Origin of the sequence: Pseudomonas sp. JAI111 (assembly GCF_024809425.1) — a bacterium.
Classification (GTDB): domain Bacteria; phylum Pseudomonadota; class Gammaproteobacteria; order Pseudomonadales; family Pseudomonadaceae; genus Aquipseudomonas.
In genome coordinates this window covers 223,537-247,461 of sequence record NZ_JANUCB010000007.1, presented here as the reverse complement: position 1 = coordinate 247,461, position 23,925 = coordinate 223,537, and the positions used below count along the sequence as shown (strand labels likewise).

The 23,925-nt window shown below is 59.2% G+C and carries 12 protein-coding genes and 1 pseudogene; 9 read left to right on the top strand and 4 right to left on the bottom strand.

What is annotated here, in order from left to right; translation table 11 throughout:
• Positions 1 to 60: 60 nt before the first annotated feature.
• Together HNR03_RS31990 and HNR03_RS31985 are read left to right on the top strand one after the other, a co-directional pair.
• A pseudogene (locus HNR03_RS31990) lies at positions 61 to 1,149 on the top strand (cache domain-containing protein); the annotation flags it as partial.
• Positions 1,150 to 1,167: 18 nt separating this feature from the next.
• Positions 1,168 to 2,013, top strand: coding sequence for a methyl-accepting chemotaxis protein (locus HNR03_RS31985; protein ID WP_405046073.1), 846 nt, complete (start codon positions 1,168 to 1,170; stop codon positions 2,011 to 2,013).
• 124 nt (positions 2,014 to 2,137) lie between these two features.
• Here HNR03_RS31985 and HNR03_RS21760 read toward each other — a convergent pair whose 3' ends face one another.
• Entirely contained in the window at positions 2,138 to 3,940 is a 1,803-nt protein-coding gene (locus HNR03_RS21760) for an acyl-CoA dehydrogenase (protein WP_259155682.1), read from the bottom strand.
• 246 nt (positions 3,941 to 4,186) lie between these two features.
• Positions 4,187 to 8,137, bottom strand: coding sequence for a trifunctional transcriptional regulator/proline dehydrogenase/L-glutamate gamma-semialdehyde dehydrogenase (gene putA, locus HNR03_RS21755; protein ID WP_259155681.1), 3,951 nt, complete (start codon positions 8,135 to 8,137; stop codon positions 4,187 to 4,189).
• Between the two features lie 463 nt (positions 8,138 to 8,600).
• Here putA and putP point away from each other — a divergent pair, with 463 nt between their 5' ends.
• The 7 genes from putP (at position 8,601) to HNR03_RS21715 (ending at position 20,104) form a co-directional block, all read left to right on the top strand.
• Complete coding sequence (putP, locus tag HNR03_RS21750) at positions 8,601 to 10,085, top strand: sodium/proline symporter PutP (RefSeq protein WP_259155680.1); 1,485 nt, start codon at positions 8,601 to 8,603, stop codon at positions 10,083 to 10,085.
• Positions 10,086 to 10,452: 367 nt separating this feature from the next.
• Positions 10,453 to 12,471 (top strand): type VI secretion system tip protein VgrG, encoded by a 2,019-nt coding sequence (locus HNR03_RS21745; protein WP_259155679.1) that lies wholly within the window; start codon positions 10,453 to 10,455, stop codon positions 12,469 to 12,471.
• On the top strand, positions 12,461 to 13,198 hold the full coding sequence (locus tag HNR03_RS21740; protein WP_259155678.1) for a DUF4123 domain-containing protein: 738 nt from the start codon (positions 12,461 to 12,463) through the stop codon (positions 13,196 to 13,198). Before HNR03_RS21745 ends, HNR03_RS21740 begins: the two co-directional genes overlap by 11 nt.
• Positions 13,198 to 17,859, top strand: coding sequence for an RHS repeat-associated core domain-containing protein (locus HNR03_RS31980; RefSeq protein WP_405046071.1), 4,662 nt, complete (start codon positions 13,198 to 13,200; stop codon positions 17,857 to 17,859). Before HNR03_RS21740 ends, HNR03_RS31980 begins: the two co-directional genes overlap by 1 nt.
• Complete coding sequence (locus tag HNR03_RS31975; RefSeq protein ID WP_405046070.1) at positions 17,856 to 18,275, top strand: DUF6896 domain-containing protein; 420 nt, start codon at positions 17,856 to 17,858, stop codon at positions 18,273 to 18,275. The genes HNR03_RS31980 and HNR03_RS31975 overlap by 4 nt, the downstream gene beginning before the upstream one ends.
• Positions 18,276 to 18,707: 432 nt before the next feature.
• Positions 18,708 to 19,031, top strand: coding sequence for a hypothetical protein (locus HNR03_RS21720; RefSeq protein WP_259155677.1), 324 nt, complete (start codon positions 18,708 to 18,710; stop codon positions 19,029 to 19,031).
• 233 nt (positions 19,032 to 19,264) lie between these two features.
• A complete protein-coding gene (locus HNR03_RS21715; RefSeq protein ID WP_259155676.1) occupies positions 19,265 to 20,104 on the top strand; it encodes a 23S rRNA (adenine(2030)-N(6))-methyltransferase RlmJ in 840 nt (279 codons plus the stop codon).
• A gap of 128 nt (positions 20,105 to 20,232) precedes the next feature.
• Here HNR03_RS21715 and msrA read toward each other — a convergent pair whose 3' ends face one another.
• A complete protein-coding gene (gene msrA / locus HNR03_RS21710; protein ID WP_259155675.1) occupies positions 20,233 to 20,880 on the bottom strand; it encodes a peptide-methionine (S)-S-oxide reductase MsrA in 648 nt (215 codons plus the stop codon).
• Between the two features lie 202 nt (positions 20,881 to 21,082).
• Positions 21,083 to 23,776, bottom strand: coding sequence for an EAL domain-containing protein (locus HNR03_RS21705; RefSeq protein ID WP_259155672.1), 2,694 nt, complete (start codon positions 23,774 to 23,776; stop codon positions 21,083 to 21,085).
• Between the last annotated feature and the right edge of the window lie 149 nt (positions 23,777 to 23,925).

Sequence of the window (23,925 nt, the reverse complement as noted above, 5' to 3'; positions counted from 1 at the left end):
TTGTATACAATCGGCACGGCTGTTGCAGTGTTTCAGCCTCTTATTCTTTGGGGGTGCTCCATGCAGTTTTGGCGACGCAGTATTCAATGGCAGTTGATCCTGAGTATGGGCACCGCCCTGCTGGTCAGTATTCTGATCGTGATTGGCATTTATACCCTGGTGGTCAACCGTCTCGCCCAGAGCTACCTGGTCGAACAAGCGTTGCCGTCGAGCATCGAGGCGATGCGCAACGACATCGAGCGTATCCTCGTTCAGCCCCTCACCGCCGCCAAGGACATCGCCAGCAACAGCATGGTGCGCGACTGGTTGGCCGGGGGTGAAAGCAGCGCCCGGACAGACGCGTTCGTGCAGTACCTGGAAGGCATCCGCGCCGAGCACAAAGCGTTCACCGCGCTGATCGTCGGCACCGCTTCAAACCACTATTTCACTGAAAAAGGCCTGGACCGGACCCTCAGCCGTTCCAACCCCAAAGACGCCTGGTTCTATTCGTTTCTCGACAGCAACCAACCGCGCACCCTCAATATCGACAATGACACCGCGACCGGAGAATTGGCGCTGTTCATCGACCTCAAGGTCGAGCAGGCCGGTAAAACCGTGGGCGTTGCCGGGCTTGGCCTGAGCATGAAAGAGCTGTCGGAGCTGATCCACAACTTCAGTTTCGGCGCGCGCGGCAAGGTCTATCTCGTGCGTTCAGACGGTTTGATCCAGGTTCATCCCGAAGCGGAATACAGCGGTAAACGCACACTGGCCGAGCAAATCGGCGCGCCGGCCGCACAAGCGGTGATGGGCCACCTTTCTGGCTCAAAAGCAGTTGCCACCAACAGCAGCTTCGTGCGCGATGGCGAAGATTATCTGGCGTTGAGCCTGCCGTTGCGGGATTTGGGCTGGACCCTGGTGGCCGAAGTGCCACAGTCGCAGATCTACGCCGAAGCCCGGCGTGCCATGTGGATGAGCAGCGGCATCGGTCTGGCAGTGGCGCTGGTATGCCTGCTGTTGGTGGTCTTGCTGGCCCGTGGGTTGGTGCGGCCGATTCGTCAGGTAACAGCGGCGCTGGTGGCCATCGGTAGCGGTGGTGGAGATTTGACTCACCGGTTAGATTCCAGTCGCGCCGACGAACTGGGTGACCTGGCTCGAGGCTTCAACCGATTCCTGGACAGTCAGCGCCAGATGATTGGCGAAGTACTGACCACCAGCGAGCGTTTGCGCACGGCCGTCGGCCAAGTGGCGCGAGTGGTGGACAACACCGCCGAACGCTCTGGTCGCCAGCAGGAAATGACCGACATGGTCGCCACCGCTGTCCATGAGATGGGCCTGACCGTGCAGGAAATCGCCCAGAACGCGGGTAATGCCGCCGTCGCTTCGCAGAATGCTCGCGATGAAGCGATGCAGGCGCGGGAAGTGGTGGGTGGGTCGATCCGGCATATTGAAAGCATGTCGAATGAAATCGGTATTGCGGCGGGTGCCGTGGGTGAGTTGGCCAATCAGGTAGCGTCCATCGATCAGGTGCTGGCGGTGATTCGCGGGATTTCCGAGCAGACCAATTTGCTGGCACTGAATGCGGCCATCGAAGCCGCGCGAGCCGGTGATATGGGGCGTGGTTTTGCGGTGGTGGCGGATGAAGTGCGCACGCTGGCGCGGCGGACGCAGGCGTCCACCGATGAGATTCAACAGATGATCGGCAGCCTCAAGCAGGGCGCGGAGAATGCGGTGTCATCAATGCATTCCGGGCAAGCGGCGACAGGCACAGGCGTTGAGTCGAGCCAGCGCACCGGCGCTTCATTGACGGCAATCACCGGTCAGGTCGAACGCATCAGCGACATGAACCATCAGGTGGCAACGGCGACGGAAGAGCAATCGGCGGTGACCGAAGAGATCAACCGCAATGTCCAGGGGATTTCCGATCTGGCGCGGGCGACGGCAGGCGAAGTCAGGGCTTGCCGCGAGGACTGCCAGACGTTGCAACGGTTGGCCGATGATCTGGCGCGGCAGATGAGCAGTTTCAAACTCACCTGACCGATCGTTCCCACGCTCTGCGTGGGAATGTAGCCCGGGACGCTCCGCGTCCCTTCCGGAGCCGAACGCGGAGCGTCCGTTGAGGCATTCCCACGCGGAGCGTGGGAACGATCAGTGTGAGGGGTTAAAACCACTCATCCTGCATCCCAAGGCACACATCATCCCGCGCCTCAAGAATCGCCAACTCATGGTGGCAACCCGGTACTTCCCACGTCAGGAAATACCGCGCCGCCTGCAGCTTGCCTTTATAGAAGCTCACATCCGCCGCATTGCCTTTGGCCAACCCTTCCTCGGCACGAATCGCCTGCTCCAGCCAGCGCCAGCCAATCACCGTGTGCCCGAACACTTTCAGGTACAGCGCCGAATTCGCCAGGCTGCTGTTGACCTTGCCCTGACCCAGGTCGGTGAGCAAACCGATGGTCACCGCTTGCAGGCGAGCCACCAGTTTTTCCAGCGGTTCACGCAGTGCCGTCAGCGATTCGTATGCCTGAGCGCGCTCGGCGGTGTCGGCGATCAGCCGGATCAATTGCTTGAGCCCGGCACCTCCGTTTTGCGCCAGTTTGCGTCCCAGCAAATCCAGCGACTGAATGCCGTGAGTGCCCTCATGAATCGGGTTCAGGCGGTTGTCGCGGTAGTACTGCTCAACCGGATATTCGCGGGTATAGCCGTGGCCGCCGAGAATCTGGATCGCCAGTTCGTTGGCCTTCAGGCAGAACTCCGACGGCCAGGATTTGACGATCGGCGTCAGCAAATCCAATAGCTCATGGGCCTGCTTGCGCTGGTCTTCGGTCTCCAGCGTCGTGGTGTCGTCGAACAATCGCGCCGCATACAACCCAAGGTCGAACGAGCCTTCGACGTAGGCCTTCTGAGTCAGCAACATGCGTTTGACGTCAGCGTGCTGAATGATCGCCACCGGCGCGGTGTTCGGGTCCTTGCTGTCCGGCACCCGACCCTGCGGACGCTCACGGGCGTACTCCAGCGAATACAGATAACCGGCGTAACCGAGCATCACCGCGCCCATGCCGACGCCGATCCGCGCCTCGTTCATCATCTGGAACATGTAGCTCAAACCGTGGTGCGGCTTGCCCACCAGATACCCGACACACTCCCCGTTATCGCCGAAGTTCAGCGCGGTGGAAGTGGTGCCGCGCCAGCCCATCTTGTGGAACAACCCGGCCAGTAGCACGTCATTGCGCTTGCCGAGGCTGCCGTCATCGTTGACCAGAAACTTGGGCACGATAAACAGCGAAATACCCTTCACCCCGGCCGGTGCGTCGGGCAATTTGGCCAGCACCATGTGCACGATGTTTTCCGACAGCGGATGGTCGCCGCCCGAGATGAAAATCTTGTTGCCCTTGAGGCGATAGGTGCCGTCAGACGCAGGCTCGGCGCGTGTACGAATATCCGACAGCGAAGAGCCGGCGTGCGGCTCGGTCAGCGCCATGGTGCCGAAGAAGCGACCGTCGATCATCGGTTGCAGGAAGCGCTGCTTCTGTTCATCGGTGCCGAAGCTTTCGATCAGGTTGGCCGCGCCCATGGTCAGGAACGGATACGAAGTCGATGCCGCGTTGGCCGATTGAAAATGCGCAAAGCAAGCCTGGGACAACAACGTAGGAAGCTGCATGCCGCCAGCGTCGAAACTGCGTGCCGCGTTGAGGAAACCGGCTTCGAGGAAGGCATCCACCGCCGGTTTTACTTCCGGAATCAGAATCGCCTGACCGTTTTCGTAGCGCGGCTCGTTCTCGTCGTTCTTGCGGTTATGCGGCGCGAAGAATTTCTCGGCGATGTTGCGCGCGGTGCCGATGGCAGCATCGAAGGTTTCGCGGTTGTGCTCGGCAAAACGCTCACGCTGGGTCAGGCCCTCGGCATCGAGGACTTCATACAGCTCGAAAGCCAGATTGCGGGAACTGAGCAACGTCTCGGACATGGCGGCTTACCTTTTTTTGGAATGGGCCGAGTCTAGGCGTGGGAATAAAGGCTGAACAGGATGATTGATGAGCGTGATGGTGTGGTGCGGGCACCGCTAATCAAATGTGGGAGCGGGCTTGCTCGCGATAGCGGTGTGTCATCCAGTTTATGAGTCGGATGACACACCGCTATCGCGAGCAGGCTCGCTCCCACAGGGATTTTGCTCACCGGGCAGCCATTGCGGTTTGCCCGGTCTTGTTGCGGTTTAGCCGATAGTCATCAGACTGGCATTACCACCCGCCGCAGCAGTGTTAACGCTCAACGCCCGCTCGATCACCAGGCGCTCCAGCGCAATGTTGGTCTCACCTTGGGACAAGCCATGAACCCCGACAATCGCCCCGGCACGCTTGGCCACTTGCTGGCACACCGCACGCAGCTGATCGGAATGGCCATGATGCAGAACCGCATCAAACACCACTTCGTCCTTGTTCCAGTCGGACACCAGCTTGATCTTCGCCTGAATGTCCTTCGGCAGACGTGCGAACAAAGCCTTGGTCAGGTCAGCGTCCGGCCAAACTGCCGAGCCACCCACCGCCAATACCGCCGCCAGTTGTGTCAGCAGGTCGCCTTCGACTTCCGCCAGGCACAGCACGTGTTCACGCGGCAGGATGGCGTAGCTGTTGCGCTCGCCGGTCGGGCCTGCCAGAACGCGGGTGATGCCGCTTTGCGATTGCGCCGCGAACTGCACGCACAGGGTGCTCAAGTCGCTGAACTTGTTGCTGTCGGCCCAGGCTTTCAGGGCTGTCAGCGGTTTGCTCATGGCATCGCGCAGACGTACATCCGGCGCTGCGATGGCGTCGCCGCGAGCGAAGGACTGTTCAATCGCATCGGTAGGACGCGTCGACAGCAGACGGTACAGGTACAACGGACCGCCAGCCTTCGGACCGGTGCCCGACAAGCCTTCGCCGCCGAACGGCTGCACGCCCACCACGGCACCCACGATGTTGCGGTTCACGTAGACGTTACCGGCGTGGACGTTGTCGATCACCTTGGCGATGGTCTCGTCGATCCGGGTGTGAACACCCAGGGTCAGGCCGTAACCCGAAGCGTTGATCTGACCGATCAGTTGATCGATGTCCTTGCGCTTGTAACGAACCACGTGCAGCACCGGACCGAAAATCTCCCGTTGCAGTTCGTCGAAGCTTTCCAGTTCGATCAAGGTCGGCATCACGAAAGTGCCGCGTTTGACTTCTTCGGTATTGGCGATGGCCACCTGGTATACGCTGCGACCTTTGTCGCGCATGGCCTGGATGTGCTTCTCGATGCCCGCCTTGGCTTCGGCGTCGATCACCGGGCCGATGTCCACGGACAGGCGTTCCGGGTTACCGAGGCGGCATTCAGCCATCGCGCCCTTGAGCATTTCGATGACACGGTCAGCGGAATCTTCCTGCAGGCACAAGACGCGCAGAGCCGAGCAACGTTGGCCGGCGCTGTCGAAGGCTGACGACACCACGTCGATGACGACTTGTTCGGTCAGTGCCGAGGAGTCGACGATCATTGCGTTCTGGCCGCCGGTTTCGGCGATCAGCGGAATCGGGCGACCTTGTGCATCAAGACGACCGGCGACGTTGCGTTGCAGCAAGCGAGCGACTTCGGTCGAACCGGTGAACATCACGCCTTTGACCCGATCGTCACCGACCAGACGAGCACCCACGGTTTCGCCGCGGCCCGGCAGCAGTTGCAGCACGCCTTCCGGAATCCCGGCTTCGAGCAGCAAGCGCACGGCTTGAGCCGCTACCAGTGGGGTTTGTTCCGCAGGCTTGGCCAATACCGGGTTGCCGGCAGCCAATGCAGCAGCTACTTGGCCGCTGAAGATTGCGAGCGGGAAGTTCCACGGGCTGATGCACACCACCGGACCCAGAGGGCGGTGGGCGTCGTTGGTGAAATCGTTACGTGCCTGCACCGCGTAATAACGCAGGAAGTCCACGGCTTCACGCACTTCGGCGATGGCGTTGGCGAACGTCTTGCCGGCTTCGCGAGCCAGCAGGCCCATCAGCGGCTGGATTTCGCCTTCCATCAAATCAGCGGCACGTTCAAGAATCGCGGCACGTTCGGCGGGCGGGGTGGCCTGCCAGATCGGTGCAGCCTTCAGGGCGCACTGGATCGCGTTGTCGACGTCTTCGACGGTGGCTTCCTGCACGTGGCCGACTACGTCACGCAGATCGGACGGGTTCAGGACTGGCGCAGGGGTTTCAGTGCTGGAGGCGCAACCGAGCATCGGCGCGGCTTTCCAGTGGTTGTGAGCAGTGGCCAGCAGGGCGCAGGACAACGAAGCCAGACGATGTTCGTTGGCCATGTCGATGCCGCTGGAGTTGGCGCGCTCGGCGCCATAAAGATCACGCGGCAGCGGGATACGTGGGTGCGGCAGGCCGAAGCCGCCTTCCAGCGTCGCCATCTGCTCGATGCTGGCCACTGGATCGGCCACAAGCTCCTGAATCGAAATCGACTGGTCGGCGATGCGGTTGACGAACGAGGTGTTCGCGCCGTTTTCCAGCAGGCGACGTACCAGGTACGCCAGCAGTGTTTCGTGAGTGCCGACCGGTGCGTACACGCGGCACGGACGGTTCAGCTTGCCTTCGGAAACCTTGCCTACAACCTGTTCGTACAACGGTTCACCCATGCCGTGCAGGCACTGGAACTCGTACTGGCCGGGGTAATAGTTCTGACCGGCGATGTGGTAAATGGCCGACAGGGTGTGGGCGTTGTGCGTGGCGAATTGCGGGTAGATGACTTCCGGCACCGACAGCAGTTTGCGCGCGCAAGCGATGTAGGAAACGTCGGTGTACACCTTGCGGGTGTAGACCGGATAGCCTTCCAGGCCTTCGACCTGGGCGCGCTTGATTTCGCTGTCCCAGTACGCGCCTTTCACCAGACGGATCATCAAGCGATGACGGCTGCGACGAGCCAGGTCGATCACGTAGTCGATGACGTACGGGCAACGCTTCTGATAAGCCTGGATCACGAAACCGATGCCGTTCCAGCCGGTCAGTTGCGGCTCGAAGCACAGGCGCTCCAGCAGATCCAGCGACAGCTCGAGGCGGTCGGCTTCTTCGGCGTCGATGTTCAAGCCGATGTCGTATTGCTTGGCCAACAGGGTCAGCGACAGCAGGCGCGGGTACAGCTCGTCCATCACGCGCTCGTACTGGGCGCGGCTGTAACGCGGGTGCAAAGCGGACAGCTTGATCGAAATGCCCGGGCCTTCATAAATCCCACGACCGTGGGACGCTTTGCCGATCGAGTGAATGGCTTGTTCGTACGAGGCCAGGTACTTCTGGGCGTCATGTTCGGTGAGTGCTGCTTCGCCGAGCATGTCGTAGGAGTAGCGGAAACCCTTGGCTTCGAACTTGCTCGCATTGGCCAGGGCTTCGGCGATGGTTTCACCGGTCACGAACTGCTCGCCCATCAGGCGCATGGCCATGTCGACGCCCTTGCGGATCATCGGCTCGCCGCTCTTGCCGATGATGCGGCTCAGGGACGACGTCAGGCCGGTTTCGTTATGGGTGGCGACCAGTTTGCCGGTCAACAGCAAGCCCCAAGTGGCAGCGTTGACGAACAGCGAAGGGCTGTTGCCCAAATGCGGCTGCCAGTTGCCGGTGCTGATTTTGTCGCGAATCAGGGCGTCGCGAGTGCCTTTGTCCGGGATGCGCAGCAGCGCTTCGGCCAGGCACATCAGCGCCACGCCTTCCTGGGACGACAAGGAGAATTCCTGCAGCAAACCCTGAACAATCCCGGCACGGCCGCCGGCGCTCTTCTGATTGCGCAGTTTTTCGGCAATCGAAGCAGCGAGTTTGTTGGTGGCTTCCGCCATGGCGACCGGCAGGCGAGCCTGTTCGATCAGCATCGGCACCACTTCCGGCTCAGGGCGACGGTAAGCAGCGGTGATCGAGGCGCGCAGGACCGATTGCGGCAGGATGCTTTCAGCGAATTCGAGGAAGCACTGGTGGGCGTGATCCAGAGGCGCATCGACGGACTCGTCGGAATCCTTGGTCAAACCACTCAGCTCGGTCAGGGTTGCACCACCCTCGAGTTTTTCCAGGTAATTGAAAATTGCCTGCTTGATCAGCCAATGCGGCGTGCGATCAATCGAAGTCGCGGCCGCTTTGAGGCGCTCGCGGGTCGGGTCATCTAGTTTGACCCCAAGGGTGGTGGTAGCCATATTTTTATCCTCATGTTTGCCACGACCGCGTGGCATCAGCTGGCGGCAAGATTAGCCGTGCAACCGTTGAGGTGCAACCGGGTGCAACCCTTTTTTTGTCGGAATAATAAGCAGCTCGTCAGGAAATAAATTCCGGTACGAACGTCCTGCTTCTGCTTGGTGCTTTTACTTCTAGTAAACCGTCAGGACTGCCCTAAAAGGGAGCAAAAACAGGGCTTTTTCAGGTAAATCGTATTAGGTGCAACTTATTCTCATAAAACTGGTTGCACCTTATTTGCTTTGTTGAATAGCATTCGCGCCCAAGGTGCAACCGGTCAAAAAAGACAGGTGCACCGGCTGATGGCTTTCCTGGGGAAACATCAGTCATAAATGCGCGGGGCTGGAAATCGGTTCAACAGACGTTGTCGTCTGTCGGCGTTTCACGCTTCGCCGTACATAAAAACAAAGCCAGGGCATCACTCGAATGAGCGTAAGCAATCCAACCCTGATCACGTTCGTGATCTACATCGCAGCAATGGTGCTGATCGGCTTGATGGCCTATCGCTCCACCAACAACCTTTCTGACTACATTCTGGGTGGTCGCAGCCTGGGCAGCGTCGTTACCGCGTTGTCTGCCGGTGCTTCCGACATGAGCGGCTGGTTGTTGATGGGCCTGCCGGGCGCTATCTACATGTCCGGTCTGTCCGAAAGCTGGATCGCCATCGGTCTGATCATCGGTGCTTACCTGAACTGGCTGTTCGTCGCCGGCCGTCTGCGTGTGCAGACCGAGCACAACGGCGATGCGCTGACCTTGCCGGATTACTTTTCCAGCCGATTCGAAGACAAAAGCGGTCTGCTGCGAATCATCTCTGCGGTCGTGATCCTGGTGTTCTTCACCATCTACTGCGCCTCCGGCATCGTCGCCGGTGCCCGTCTGTTCGAAAGCACCTTCGGCATGTCCTACGAGACCGCGCTGTGGGCCGGTGCTGCTGCAACGATTGCCTACACCTTCGTCGGTGGTTTCCTGGCAGTGAGCTGGACAGATACCGTGCAAGCCACGCTGATGATCTTCGCCCTGCTGCTGACGCCGATCATCGTGCTGCTGGCCACCGGTGGCATCGACACCACCTTCCTGGCCATCGAAGCGCAAGACCCAAGCAACTTCGACATGCTGAAAAACACCACCTTCATCGGCATCATTTCGTTGATGGGCTGGGGGCTGGGCTACTTCGGTCAGCCGCATATCCTGGCGCGTTTCATGGCGGCGGATTCGGTCAAATCGATTGCTAATGCCCGTCGCATTTCCATGACCTGGATGATCCTGTGCCTGGGCGGCACCGTCGCTGTAGGCTTCTTCGGTATTGCCTACTTCTCGGCAAACCCTGCCGTGGCCATGCCTGTGAGCGAAAACCACGAGCGTGTGTTCATCGAACTGGCCAAGATCCTGTTCAATCCCTGGATTGCCGGTGTGTTGCTGTCGGCCATCCTGGCTGCCGTCATGAGCACCCTGAGCTGCCAGTTGCTGGTGTGCTCGAGTGCCCTGACCGAAGACTTCTACAAAACCTTCCTGCGTAAGAGCGCTTCCCAGGTTGAACTGGTCTGGGTCGGTCGCGCCATGGTGCTGCTGGTTGCCCTGATCGCTATTGCGCTGGCGGCTAACCCGAGCAACCGGGTACTGGGTCTGGTCAGCTACGCCTGGGCAGGTTTCGGTGCTGCATTTGGTCCGGTTGTGCTGATCTCCGTGATCTGGAAAGACATGACCCGTAACGGCGCACTGGCCGGCATCCTGGTCGGCGCGATCACTGTGATCGTGTGGAAACACTTCGAGCTGCTGGGTCTGTACGAAATTATCCCTGGCTTCATCTTCGCCAGCCTGGCGATCTACATCGTCAGCAAACTGGGCACGCCGACGACCGGCATGCTGCAGCGCTTCGCTGCTGCCGAGGCTGATTACCGCCTGAACAAGTGATCGCGATGAGCTGAAGCTCTGACCATTCACCGAGCATAAAAACGGCCCGCTTCCTTTTGGAGGCGGGCCGTTTTTTTTGCCTTGCGATTGCGGCGGACATGGCACAGATCCCCTGTGGGAGCGAGCCTGCTCGCGATAGCTTCGGGTCAGTCGACATCAATGTTGAATGAACAATCGCAATCGCGAGCAGGCTCACTCCTACAGGGGAGGGTGGTGGTATTGAGGGAGATGTCTGTAGCAAAACACACTCATTTCTGAAGGAAAAATCTCTAAAAAAGTAGGGCAAATCTGATTTTCCTGTCCCTCCCTCAACACCCTTTGTTGCTCATGCAGAATCGCCCGCCTTCATTCTGCAGAGACACATCGGATGTTCGCTCCTGCCAATCAACCGCGTTTCACGTTGACCATCGACGGCGTCCAGAATGAGCTCAAGGTACTTGAGTTCACGGGCACGGAAGCCATTAGCCAACCCTACCGTTTTGACCTCGAGCTGGTCAGCGAACGACCGGACATCGAGCTTGAAAGCCTGCTGCATCGTCAGGCGTTTCTAAGTTTTGATGCAGAAGGTTCCGGCATTCACGGTCAGATTTTTCGGGTCGGGCAAAGCGATTCCGGGAAGCGTCTGACGGGCTATCAGGTCAGCCTCGTACCACGACTGGCCTACCTGGGTCAGCGCATCAACCAGCGAATCTTCCAGCACAAAAGTGTGCCAACGATCATCGCGCAGGTTTTCAAGGACCACGGCATCCAGCGCGATGCGTTCGAGTTTCGTCTCGGCAGCGACTACTCGCCTCGCGAATACTGTGTGCAATACGCCGAAAGCGATCTCGCGTTCATTGAGCGCCTGTGTGCCGAGATCGGTATTCACTACCACTTCCAGCACAGTCCTGACGGGCACCTGCTGGTGTTCGGCGATGACCAGACGGTGTTCCCTCGTCTGCCCGAGCCGACGCTGTACTTGCCGGGCAGCGGCATGGCGGCGCAGGCACCGGCCATTAAACGCTTCAACGTTCGCTTGGAAACCCGCACCACCGCAGTCGCCCGTCGCGATTACGACTTTCAAAAGCCACGCCTGCAACTCGAAACCCGTCTCGACAGCGAACAGCGTCCGGTGCTGGAGGATTACCACTTCCCGGGTCAATTCATTGATCGCGAACATGGCAAGCAACTGACCCAACGCACACTCGAACGCCACAACGCGGACTTTCGTCAGGCCGAAGGTAAAGGCGACGATTCGACGCTGGTTTGCGGACATTTCCTGCATCTCGCTGAGCATCCACACCAGGCGTGGAATGACCTGTGGCTGATCACTGAAATCGAACACCGTGGCCGACAGCCGCAGGTGCTGGAAGAGTCAGCCACCAGCGACGACCCGGATGATTTCCAGGGTTATCGCAATACGTTTCTGGCGACGCCGTGGGACGTTTCCTTCCGCCCGCCACTGGGGTCGGACAAACCACGCATGCTCGGCTATCAACCTGCCGTGGTCACCGGGCCGGTCGACAGCGAAATCCATTGCGACGAGTTCGGCCGGGTCAAGGTTCAGCTCGCCTGGGACCGCGACGGACAACTCAATGAGCATTCCAGTTGCTGGCTGCGGGTAGCCACTGGCTGGGCCCACGACCGTTACGGCAGTGTGCTGATTCCGCGGGTCGGCATGGAAGTGCTGGTCGGGTTTATCGACGCCGATGCTGACAAACCGCTGGTGATGAGTTGCCTGCCGAATGCGGCGACGCCAGTGCCGCTCGACCTGCCTGCTGACAAGACCCGCAGCATTTTCCGCAGCCAGAGCAGTCCCGGTGGCGGCGGTTACAACGAATTGCGCATCGAGGATCGCAAAGGCGCCGAGGAAATCTACCTGCGCGCCCAGCGAAACTGGACTCAACACGTGTTGAACGATCAACAGGTGCAGGTCGATAACGCCCGCAGCATTGTCGTCACCGGCATGGCTCGCCATGAGTTGAAGGCTGACGAGCAGCGCATCACTCATGGCCAGCGCCAGACCGAAGTGAAACTCGACGATCACTTGGTGGTGGTCGGTGACCGGCACATTCGTGTGACCAGTCAGGCGCTGAATGCCACTCAGCAATTCCATGTCAGCGCTGGCCAGCAAGTGGTCATCGACGGCGGCGCCAGCGCGACGATTCAGGCCGGCGGGCAGTGGATCAACATTGGCCCCGGCGGGATTTTCAGCAGCGTACCGATTCAGGTGGGCGGCGCATTGATGCCGGCCATGGCAGCGGCACCTGCCTCGCCCGACATGCCATTGAAACTCGCCGCCGCCCCGGCTGCATTGCTGAGCGCCGCGCAGATCCTCAGCCTGAAAAGTGACGCGCCGTTCTGTGAGGAATGCGAGCGCTGCAAGGACGGTGTCTGTGCAGCCTGATTGCCTGTCGCCTCATGAATGGCTGGAACGACATCCGCTAAAACCGTCGGAACAACTCTTCGCGATCTTCAGTAATGCCAGCGCAGCGGAGCCATTCAAAGCGTGGCAGCACGCGATTTCTGCTGAGGCACCGAGCCCGATCTGGGCCGACACCGACTACGCCGAGTGGGAACCTGTCATGCCCTATGTCGGAATCGTCGCTGCGGGCGGTGAGTTTCTGGAGTGGGTTGCCAGCACCGATTCTCGGGATTGGGGTTGGCTGGCGGTTTCTTCTGCCTCTCAAGACGTGCTGGTCGAGCATCTGCGCAGCCTCACTCAAGTGCTTTTACCCAACGGTAATGCGGTGTTTTTTCGGTTCTGGGATGGGCGTTATTTGCTGCCGATTCTTCAGTCTGCCGAGGTTAAGGTCGCGCAGTTAATGCCTGTGATCGACCGTTGTTTGATCAATGGTCAGCCGCTCGATATCGGCGGTAGTGCGCTTAAAACTTCCAGGGTTTTTCCGTGGTGGGAAGTTTCTGCATCGCTGCTCGAACACCTCGCCAACGAGTCCGCAACAACCCGTATTAACAACTTGTTGATGTGGTTGAGCGAGGACCGACCTGATCTTTTTGAGGCGTTTTCGCCGAGCGTATTGCGGCACAAAGTCGCGACTTTTCTAGATACGCCGGACCTGCCTCAAGCACCGAAATCAGCCTTGGTGGATTACCTGATAACGGAGCTGGACTGATGGATCAGATCGTATGGATCGAGCAGGAGCTCGACGGTTTTAAAGACACCTTGGTTTTGTATCGGCAGCAACTTGGCAGCTTCTTGAGCCGGAATGCGGACAAGGCCAGCCGCGCGATGGACATGCCTTCGCTGTTGGACATGGAGCGGCTGATAAAGCTTGGCGATACGACGACAGCGGTGAGTAGTCGCGACGACGATTTTTTCTCGGGTTTGGCGCGGTGTCCTGCAAGTGGAATCCTGGAGATCGAGAGCAAGTTCGAATCGGTTTATGACATTCCGTTGGGGAATATTTCGGTTGATGTGGTTGCCAGCGATGGCGGAGAGAGCACACCGGTCAAGCTCGACGAGTACGGTAAAGGGCAGTTCGTAGGGACACCGGGCAAGTTCTACCGGGTTCATGTTCAGAGTGAAGTTACGCCGGATCAAATTGATGATCTGTTCTCCTCTTACGATGGCCTGACCCAAGAACTGGAAAGTTGGCTGCGCAAAGAGTGGGAAGGCTACAAACCACAATGGTCGCATTCGACTTTTGCCGCCGCTGGTAACGGACTGCTGGCGGGAAGTTGGGCGGCGGTCATGGGAGTTTGGGACGGTCTAAATCTCGTCTTTGACATCCTTCAAAATCCTGGCGCTCACCTTGAACGACTAGGCAGCAGTGCGCAGCAACTTATCGAGCTGGCGAAGCAATCCCCCGCTGCGATGGAAAAAGCCTTGTTGCTGGCGAGTGATGAGGCGGCGCTTTGCCTGCTGTTTCGTGCCGCGAGTCTTTGGTTTTCGGCGTTACCGCCAAGTGAAGTTGTGGGTACCACAGCAGGGGCGGTCAGCAATGCCATTGTCTCGGTGCTGATCGATGTTTTGATTGCTTCGGCGCTGGTTTTTACGGGTGTCGGCATGCCCGTAGCCGTGGCCTATTTGAAGCTTCGTGGAATCAAGTACGGGATGGTGTTGGCCAATCTCGCGATACGTTTCGTCGAGGCCACTTTCAATATCCTCAACACCTTCATGAAGTACGTCGACCAGTACAAATCGGTCGCCGCGCGCGGTGTAGCGGCGGGTCTCAAAAAAGGTCGCATGCAACTGCGCTGGGATGCCAAGCGCAACACCACACTCAAGCAAACCGAGCATCACGACAACGTCCCGGTTCAAGCGAAAAACCCCAACGGCGACCCCGCCGATTCCGCCGACAAAACCGCCACCAACAAATGCCCAGTGTCGATGGTCACTGGCGAAGAGCTGCTGACCCTCAGCGACGGTGCGCTCGATGGTTTGCTGCCGTTCGATTTCACCCGGCTCTACCGCACCAGCGCCGCCGAGATCGACTGTGGCCTCGGTTTCGGTTGGAGCCATTCGTTGTCCCATCGACTGGAAATCGACGGCGACACGGTCATCTGGATCGACCACGAAAACCGTCGCACCACCTTTCCGCTACCGTCCGCCGAATGTCCGGAGATTCATAACAGCCTGTCGCGCGCGGCGATTTATCTCGGTGATGAACCCGAGGAACTGATCCTCGCCCAAGCCGGTGACGAAGCCCGTTTCTATCACTTTCAGAATGGTTTTCTGACAGCGATCAGCGACGGATACGACAACCGTCTGCGCATCACCCGCGACAGACAGGGCCGCATTCAACGTCTCGACAACGGCGCCGGCCGCGCCTTGCTGTTGCGCTATGAGCGCAGCCATCTGATCGCCGTCGACTACCAGGTGTTTGTCCCGGCCCAGACGCTCGATAACCCCTGGAAGACCGAGCAGACGCTGGTCAGTTATCGCTACGACGAGCGCGATCAACTCATCGAAGCCACCAACGCCGCCGGCGAAGGTGAACGCTACGACTACGACGACCACCACGTCATTCTCCAGCGGCAACTGGCCGGTGGGGCGAGTTTCTTCTGGGAGTGGGAACGCTCCGGCAAGGCGGCCCGATGTGTCCGCCACTGGGCTTCGTTTGCGCAAATGGACGCGCGTTATGTCTGGGACGACGAGGGCAGCGTCACCGTCCACAACATCGATGGCAGCGAAGAGGTTTATGTCCACGATGATCGTGCACGGCTGGTGCGCAAGGTCGATCTGGACGGCGGTGAACACCTCAAGGCCTACGACGACCAAGGCCGGTTGATTGCCGAGCAGGATCCGGTCGGCGCGGTGACCGAATACCGCTACGACGAAGTCGGACGGCTGGTGGCGCTGATTCCGCCAGAAGACGAGCCAACGTCCTACGAGTATCGCAACGGTTTCTTGCATGCGCGCTATCGCGGTAATGCGGTGTGGAAATATCAGCGCAACGCTCAGGGCGACGTCACCGAAGCGACCGATCCTGACGGGCAGGTCACTCACTATCACTACGACGAAAAAGGTCAGTTGCTGTCGATCCGCTACCCGGATACCAGCCGGCATGTGTTCGTCTGGAATGGTTTGGGTCAGTTGGTGGAGGAAACTCTGCCGGACGGCGGTCGGCGGCGCTTTTCCTACGATGCACAGGGTCGGCAGATTACCCGTCAGGACGAACATGGCGCGGTTACGAAATACCAATGGGACGCCGTCGGCCGACTGATCCAGACGATTCTTCCTACCGGCGCGAGTCGTGCCTACAGCTACAACGCCTACGGCAAGATCACCGCCGAACGCGACGAACTCGGTCGCGTCACCCGCTACGAATACCTCGACGACCTGCACCTGGTCAGCCGCCGCATCCATGCCGACGGCACCGAGCTGAAGTATCGCTACGACAACGCGCAGTTGTTGCTCACGGAAATCGAGAACGAATCCGGCGAAAAATACCGGCTGGACTACACCCCTGGCGGATTGATCCGACAGGAAACCGGATTCGACGGCCAGCGCACCGCATACGTTTACGACCTCAACGGCCATCTGCTGGAGAAAACCGAATTCGGTGATGACGGCTCGCAGCTGATCACCGGGTACGAGCGGGATGCGGAAGGGCGGCTATTAGTCAAAACCCTGCCCGACGGCATCAAGGTTCAATACCGCTATGACAGCCTCGGGCGATTGGTCAGCGTCGACGACGGCCACGACCACCCGCTGGAATTCGAGTACGACCAACAGGACCGATTGATCACCGAGCATCAGGGCTGGGGCACGTTGCGCTACGCCTACGATGCCTGCGGCCAGCTCAATCGCCTGCGCCTGCCGGACGGCAGCAAACTTGATTATCACCACGCCAAGGGCGGCGCACTGACCGCCATCGACCTCAACGGCGCGCGGCTCACGACCCACCAGTTCGTCTTCGGTCGCGAACGGCAACGCCAGCAAGGCCAGTTGCTCAGCGACTATGCCTACGACGATCAGGGACGTCTGAAGGCCCACGCTGTCAGTCAGCAACACCAAGCGCTGTATCGCCGCGACTATGCCTACAGCACCAACGGCAATCTCGACAGCATCGCCGACACCCGTCACGGCCAACGCAACTACCAATACGACCCGCTCAACCGCCTGACCCGCGTCCGCCACTTGCGCGACCAGCCGCCGGAAAGCTTCGCCCACGACCCGGCCGGCAACCTGCTGATGCAGGACCGCCCCGGCGCCGCGAAGGTCCGGGGCAATCGGTTGTTGATGCAAGGCGACCGCCATTACGACTACGACGCCTTCGGCAACCTGATCCGCGAACGCCGCGGCACCGGACAAAAACTCGTCACCGAATACCGCTACGACTGCCAGCACCGACTCATCGGCGTCACCACCCCGGACGGTCGCACCGCCAGCTACCGCTACGACGCCTTCGGCCGCCGCATCGCCAAAACCGTCGACGGCAAAACCACCGAGTTCTTCTGGCAAGGCGACAACCTCATCGCCGAAAGCAGCCGCGAACACTACCGCAGCTACCTCTACGAACCCGGCACCTTCCGCCCACTGGCCATGCTCGACGGCAAAGGCCCGAGAAAAGCCTGTCCGTTCTACTACCAACTCGACCACCTGGGTACGCCACAGGAACTGACCGATTTTGGTGGCGAGATAGTCTGGTCAGCGAAGTACAACGCCTACGGCAAAGTCATTCGCCAAACGTTCGGCGGGGGCGAGCAACTTGAACAACCGTTGCGGTTTCAGGGGCAATATTTCGATGCCGAGACGGGCCTGCATTACAACCGGCATCGGTATTACAACCCGGATGTGGGGCGATATCTGACGCCGGATCCGAGTGGATTGGCAGGTGGGTTAAACGGGTATCAGTACACAAGGAACCCGACGGGGTGGGTTGATCCGTTGGGGTTGAGTGATTGTCCTGGGGGAGATGGGTGTCGCAAGCCTTCGTTTGGGGATGAGGATCCGGTTGCGAAGGTGAAGGTTGATAAGCGGGAGCCGAATCTGCCTTCCCTAATATATGACGTTGACCCGAGCAGTTTAAATCGAACGCATGCGTTATCAGGTAAAGGCTCTACAAAGCGTGTAGAAAATATCGCAAAAGACATGCGCGAAGGTGGTTTCCATTCTAACTTCCCTATTGATGTCGCAGAAAATGACGGAAAACTGTATATCCTCGATGGGCATCACCGTGCGTCGGCAGCTAGACAGACATCGACTAAAGTAATAATAAATCTTGTGGCCGACATAGCGGGACATAAAGGAAACCTGAACAGCATTGAAGAGGTTTTAAAGTCTGCAAGCAACACTGGACATGACAGACTGGAGCATCGAAGACGATGAATTGCAGTAACGAGAGCCTTGATCAGCTTATATTCGACTACCTTTTTATGGTGGACAAAGCAACCGCACTACTCGAAGAGAAATTTGGCAGCCGATGTATTTTAAGGCTGTGGCGGACGAATAAGATCGAGCGATGCGGAACAATTATCGGCGACATTACTTATGAACTTCATGGCGTAGGCTGCGCCGTGTATTTTCCTGATCTATGCGTAGACTTTGACTACGGCCCGGACGGCAGGACAGATGGATTTGATGTTTGGAGGCTCTACATCTTTGCTTGCGAGTTACCGACCAAGTATAAAAAATATGCTGACAAAAAAGTGCTAGAGACGGACTTCAACGGATATTTGACATTAGGTAAATTTGAAAGAATGTCAAAGTCCCCGGGCGAACTATACTGTTTGAGGACTGACTAGTTTTAGGCCGATAAATTGGCCATGCAATTGCTACAGATCAAGTCGGACAGCAAAGGGACGGATTTGTTTTTGCTGCCAGCTTCGAAGGTGTTGTTATAGAACAACAAATAAATCCGTCCCCTTTTTGGTCAGTCGTATCGGTTTCCATGAACTGGTTTGAAATGCATTCCATCGATAGTCTCTGGTGGTCACTGAAAATTCAGTGGCGGGGTGTAGGAGCCCTTCAAAGTCGTTGGAATGTATTGGCGTCGAAGCTTGGTTTGCGGCCGTTAACGTGCGTCCGTAAGATCAGTTGCGGCGGTTGTGCGCGGGCACGCTTCGGCGTGGTCGAGTTTTCCAAAGGCCTCGATACTCCTACCCCGCGCATAACTGCCACCCCAGCCTGTAGGAGGGTTGATGGCAGTTCCTATTTACTGCCTCTGGAACTTGAAAATGAAAAATCTTCACCCCGACCCACCCTACGAAAAACCAATCCCCCACCCCAAAAGCCGCTTCATGGCCCTCACCAGCAATTGCACCGACATGCCCACGCTGTTCGTCGATACCCACGCGCCGCTCGATGTTTTATACGACGCCGCCAACTATCGAATCCGAGCCGTTACCCAAGTGCTGGAGAACATGTCGATGCGCGGCTCCGTCGAGTGTGAGTCGTTCATTCTTAGTGATTTTGCGTTGCTCTGCGCCATTCCATTGCGCGATGGCTGTGATGTGTTGGACGTGATTGGGCGGCGGTTGCGGGCTCGGTCTTCGGAGTAGCGCCGCAGAGTGATCGTTCCCACGCTCCTGCGTGGGAATGCAGCCCGTGACGCTCTGCGTCACATTCGATGCCCGACTCGACACCGGCGGCGCGACTGGAACGCGGAGCGTCCCTTGAGGCGTTCCCACGCGGGAGCGTGGGAACGATCAGCGTGTGGAGTGGCCGCTCGGCTGTGAGGCCCTGACGTTCGGCGCCGTACAAGGTAAACTTCCCGGCCTTCGCAGGAGCAATCATGAATTATCGTCACGCCTTCCATGCCGGCAATCACGCCGATGTGTTCAAACACCTGACTTTGACCCGCCTCATCGCCTTGATGTCGCGCAAGGAGCAGCCGTTTGCCTATCTCGATACTCACGCCGGCATTGGTCTGTATGACCTGCAGGGTGATCAGGCGAGCCGTACCGGTGAGTACCTGGAAGGTATTGCGCGTTTGTGGGATCAGCCGGATTTGCCGGCGTTGACCGCCGACTATATGAAAGTGCTGCACGACATGAACCCGGATGGCCAGTTGCGCTATTACCCGGGATCGCCTGAGTTGGCGCGGCGCCTGACGCGGCCGCAGGATCGGGTGATGCTCAACGAGAAGCACCCCGAGGACGGTGTGTTGCTCAAGGACAACATGGCCGGCGACCGTCGGGTGAAGGTGCATCTGGGCGAAGGCTGGCATGTGCCTCGCGCGATGTTGCCGGTGCAGGAGAAGCGGGCGGTGATGTTGATTGATCCGCCGTTTGAACAACTCGATGAGATGCAGCGCTGCGCGGCTTCGCTGAAAGAGGCGATTGGCCGGATGCGGCAGACGGTGGCGGCGATCTGGTACCCGGTGAAGGACCAGCGCTTGTTGCGGCGTTTTTATCAGGACCTGGCCGGTACGGGCGCGCCGAAGTTGTTGCGTGTGGAGTTGTTGGTGCATCCGCTGGATACGCCGAACAGTTTGAATGGTTCCGGGTTGGCGATTGCGAATCCGCCGTGGGGCCTGGAAGAGGAATTGCGTGAGTTGCTGCCGTGGTTGTCCAAGAAGCTTGGGCAGACCCAGGGTGGGTGGCAGATGGATTGGTTAATCGCCGAGAGTTGATGCCCGACCGATCGTTCCCACGCTCCGCGTGGGAATGCAGCCCGGGACGCTCCGCGTCCCAGCCGAAGCGGACGCAGAGCGTCCATTGAGGCATTCCCACGCAGAGCGTGGGAACGATCAGTACGAGGTCAGATCGGGCAGGTCACGCCTGTACCGCCAATCCCGCAATACCCTTCAGGGTTTTTGGCCAGGTATTGCTGGTGATAGGCCTCGGCGAAGTAGACCGTCGGCGCTTCGTCGATTTCAGTGGTGATTTCGCCTTTTCCAGCCTTGGTCAGTTCGGCCTGGAACACGCCCTTGCTGTGCTGGGCGGCGGCCAGTTGCGCCGGGTTGGTGGCGTAGATCACCGAGCGGTACTGGGTGCCGATGTCGTTGCCCTGGCGCATGCCCTGGGTGGGGTTGTGCAATTCCCAGAACATCTTCAGCAGTGCTTCGTAGCTGACTTTTGCCGGCTCGTAGACCACCAATACCACTTCGCTGTGGCCAGTCAGGCCCGAGCAGACTTCTTCATATGTCGGGTTCGGGGTAAAGCCGCCGGCGTAACCCACCGCCGTGCTGACCACGCCTTCGCGCTGCCAGAACTTGCGCTCGGCGCCCCAGAAGCAACCCAGGCCGAAGATCGCAAAATCCACGTCCATCGCGAACGGGCCCAGCAGTGGGGCGTCGTGGACGAAGTGTTTTTCCGGCACGGTCATTGGGGTTTCACGGCCGGGCAGAGCTTGTTCTTTGGTAGGGAGCACGTTTTTGTTCACCAGGATTTCCGAGCGCAAGACCATTAGCAGTCCCCTCAGTCAGGTTGAGTTGTAAATAAACAGGCTGCCAGTGTGCCCAATGCTGCCAAGTTACGCACTACCCCTGTAGGAGTGAGCCTGCTCGCGATGGCGGTGTGTCAGTCAGAATCCACGTCACTGACACACCGCCATCGCGAGCAGGCTCACTCCTACAGGGGATTGGGGTGTCACACGAGGATGTGGGCTGTCAGACGAGCGGGCCGCGCGGGTAGCGCTTGAGCTTTTCGATCAGCTCGGAGCCCGGGATAGGGCGGTCGAATAGGTAGCCCTGGCCGACGTCGCAGCGGTGGCGGCGCAAGAAGGCCAGTTGTTCGGCGGTCTCGATGCCTTCAGCCACGACCTTGAGTTTCAGGTTGTGGGCCATGGCGATCACGGCGGAGGTGATTTCCATGTCGTCCTGGTTGTCCGGGATTTCATGGATGAAGCTTCGATCGATCTTGATGATGTCGATCGGGAATTTTTTCAGGTAGCTGAGCGATGAGTAACCGGTGCCGAAGTCATCCATGGCCAGGGTCAGGCCCAGGCGCTTGAGCTGATCGAGCTGCAAGTGGGTGTCTTCGGTGGCTTCCAGCAGCAGGCCTTCGGTCAGTTCCAGCTCCAGAAGGTTCGCCGGCAGCGCTTCCTCCTTGAGGATGTTGGCAATCGACGACACCAGGTCCGGGTCGGAAAATTGCTTGGGCGACAGGTTGATCGCCACTTGCAGATTGCCCAGGCCCGCGGCGGTCAGGTCTTTGCTCATGCGACAGGCCTGGCGGGCGATCCACTTGCCGATCGGAATGATCAGCCCGGTCTCTTCGGCGACGCTGATGAACTGGTCCGGGCGGATCATGCCTTTTTCCGGATGGTTCCAGCGCAGCAGCGCTTCCATGCCCAGCAAGCGGCCGCTGCGCAGGCAGAGTTTGGGCTGGTAGAACACGTCCAGCTCATTCTGGGTCAGGGCGCGGCGCAGGTTGTTCTCGACGAACAGTTTGTAGCTGGCTTCGGCGTTCAGCGCTTCGGTGAACACCTGGACCTGATGTTTGCCGTTGGCCTTGGCCTTGTGCAGCGCCAGGCCGGCGTTACGCATCAGGGTCTGTGGATCGCGACCGTGCAGCGGCGCGCAGGCCAGGCCGACGGAGCCGGTGACGCTGATCAGTTGGTTATCGACGAACATCGGCTTGTCGAGGGTCGCGAGCAATTGGTTGGCGACTTGCTGGCCCATCGAAAGGTCGGTGTTGTCCAGCAACACGGCGAACTCGTTACTGGCAAAACGCGCCAAGCTGCCACTCGGGCTCAGGCTGTTGCGCAGACGTCGGGCCAGGCTGATCAACAACTTGTCGCCGGTCTGGTGGCCAAGGCTGTCGTTGATCCGCTTGAAGTTGTCGATGTCCACCAGCAACAGGCTGATCGGGGTATCGCTGTCTCGGGCGAAGCGTTCATCGAGGTTGCGGATGAACGCCGGGCGGTTACCGAGGTTGGTCAGGTTGTCCGTGTAGGCCAGGCGCTCGATGCGCTGCTGGGCGAGTTTGGTCTGGGTGATGTCTTCGTAGATGCCGATGTAATGCGTCAGCTCGCGGTTGTCGCCGTAGACCTTGGAAATCGACAACTGGCCCCAGTAGGGTTCGAGGTTTTTACGCCGGCTCTTGAACTCGCCCTGCCAGCTGTTGCTCTTGGCCAGCGCCGAGGGCGCGTCGAACAGCAGCTCGCTGAGGTTTTCCAGCGCCGGCAGTTCCGACAGCCGCTGGCCGTGGACTTCTTCGGTGCTGTACTGGGTGATCGCCGTGAAACTCGGGTTGACGTATTCCACCACGCCGTCGCAATTGACCAGCAAAAAGGCGTTGGCGCTTTGCTCGACGGCACGCTGGAACAGGTGCAAGGCGCTGGTGGCGGTGCGGCGATTATGGTTGTTGATGACCTGGGCGAACTGGTCCGCCAGCTCGCCGGCGAAGGCGATTTCGTCCGACTGCCAGGCACGGGTCACGCCGGTCTGCTCCAGACAGAGCACGCCAACCACCTGGCCATCCACACGGATACTGGCGTCGAGCATGGCGTTCACATTGCGCGGGCGCAGGCTTTCGGCCATTTCCCGGGTACGCGGATCGCGCATGGCGTTGTGCGCGTCGATGGCGCGGCTGCTGTGCAAGGCCTCGAGGTAATCCGGGAAACCGCTGACATCGATCGGCTCGGGCAATTGATACTCCCCGGAGGCGCGGTGATAGGCTGAGATCGGCACCAGCAGCGAACCTTCGAGGTTCCACAGGCTGGCGCAGTCGATTTCGTAGATATCACAGGCGCTGCGGGTGATCAGCTCGGCGGCTTCTTGCAGGGAATTGTTGCTGCTGTAGCGCTGGCGAGTCAGCAGCAGGATCAGGTCTTGCTGGGCGCGCACCCGATCCAGATGCTGCAGTTGTTCAAGTTGGGCGCGCTGATTGAGTTCGAGGGCGATTTGCAGGCGCGAGTTCTGGGTTTCCAGGTCCAGCGTCGGCAGCAGTTGTCCGTCCTCGAACAATCCGTCCACGACCATCAGGTAGCCGCGCAGCAGGTGTCGATTGTGTTGTCGGTAGGCTTCGCCGAGTTCGAGCAGGCTCAGGGAGCCCTTGGCGGTGTGCAGTTTGTAGCGGATCAGGTAATTGGGGCCGTCGCTGAGTTGCTGCTGAATCGCGTCGTGCAGTTGATAGCGCGCTTCGGGCTCCATCAGGCTGGCGTAGGGTGAGTCGACCAGGGCGCAGAGCTCCACGGCCGGCACACCAAACTGTCTTTCGCAATTGGGATCGAGAAACAGGAGCGCCCAGCTAGCTTCATTCAGCCGTTCGAAACGCAGCATGCCGAGCCGCGAGGGCACAGGCAATTGCGTCACTACCTCGGCCACCATACGGCTGGCGGCATCGGGTTGGCTTTTCATTGAGGGAAACTCGCTTCGAATGTGCTGATCGCGCCGGGCTCTCGCCCTCTTAACTGTTGCCTGCGGCAAGGTTGCATCATTGCGACACTGACTGACAAGAGACATGAAGGCCAAGTGCTATAAGAATATGTCGGCAGCGGTGCGGATTT

Excerpts from the sequence above, each read along its gene's own strand:
- HNR03_RS31985 (WP_405046073.1), top strand. The coding sequence starts at position 1,168 with ATGATTGGCGAAGTACTGACCACCAGCGAGCGTTTGCGCACGGCCGTC.
- HNR03_RS21760 (WP_259155682.1), bottom strand. The coding sequence starts at position 3,940 with ATGTCCGAGACGTTGCTCAGTTCCCGCAATCTGGCTTTCGAGCTGTAT.
- putA (WP_259155681.1), bottom strand. The coding sequence starts at position 8,137 with ATGGCTACCACCACCCTTGGGGTCAAACTAGATGACCCGACCCGCGAG.
- putP (WP_259155680.1), top strand. The coding sequence starts at position 8,601 with ATGAGCGTAAGCAATCCAACCCTGATCACGTTCGTGATCTACATCGCA.
- HNR03_RS21745 (WP_259155679.1), top strand. The coding sequence starts at position 10,453 with ATGTTCGCTCCTGCCAATCAACCGCGTTTCACGTTGACCATCGACGGC.
- HNR03_RS31980 (WP_405046071.1), top strand. The coding sequence starts at position 13,198 with ATGGATCAGATCGTATGGATCGAGCAGGAGCTCGACGGTTTTAAAGAC.
- HNR03_RS31975 (WP_405046070.1), top strand. The coding sequence starts at position 17,856 with ATGAATTGCAGTAACGAGAGCCTTGATCAGCTTATATTCGACTACCTT.
- HNR03_RS21720 (WP_259155677.1), top strand. The coding sequence starts at position 18,708 with ATGAAAAATCTTCACCCCGACCCACCCTACGAAAAACCAATCCCCCAC.
- HNR03_RS21715 (WP_259155676.1), top strand. The coding sequence starts at position 19,265 with ATGAATTATCGTCACGCCTTCCATGCCGGCAATCACGCCGATGTGTTC.
- msrA (WP_259155675.1), bottom strand. The coding sequence starts at position 20,880 with ATGGTCTTGCGCTCGGAAATCCTGGTGAACAAAAACGTGCTCCCTACC.
- HNR03_RS21705 (WP_259155672.1), bottom strand. The coding sequence starts at position 23,776 with ATGAAAAGCCAACCCGATGCCGCCAGCCGTATGGTGGCCGAGGTAGTG.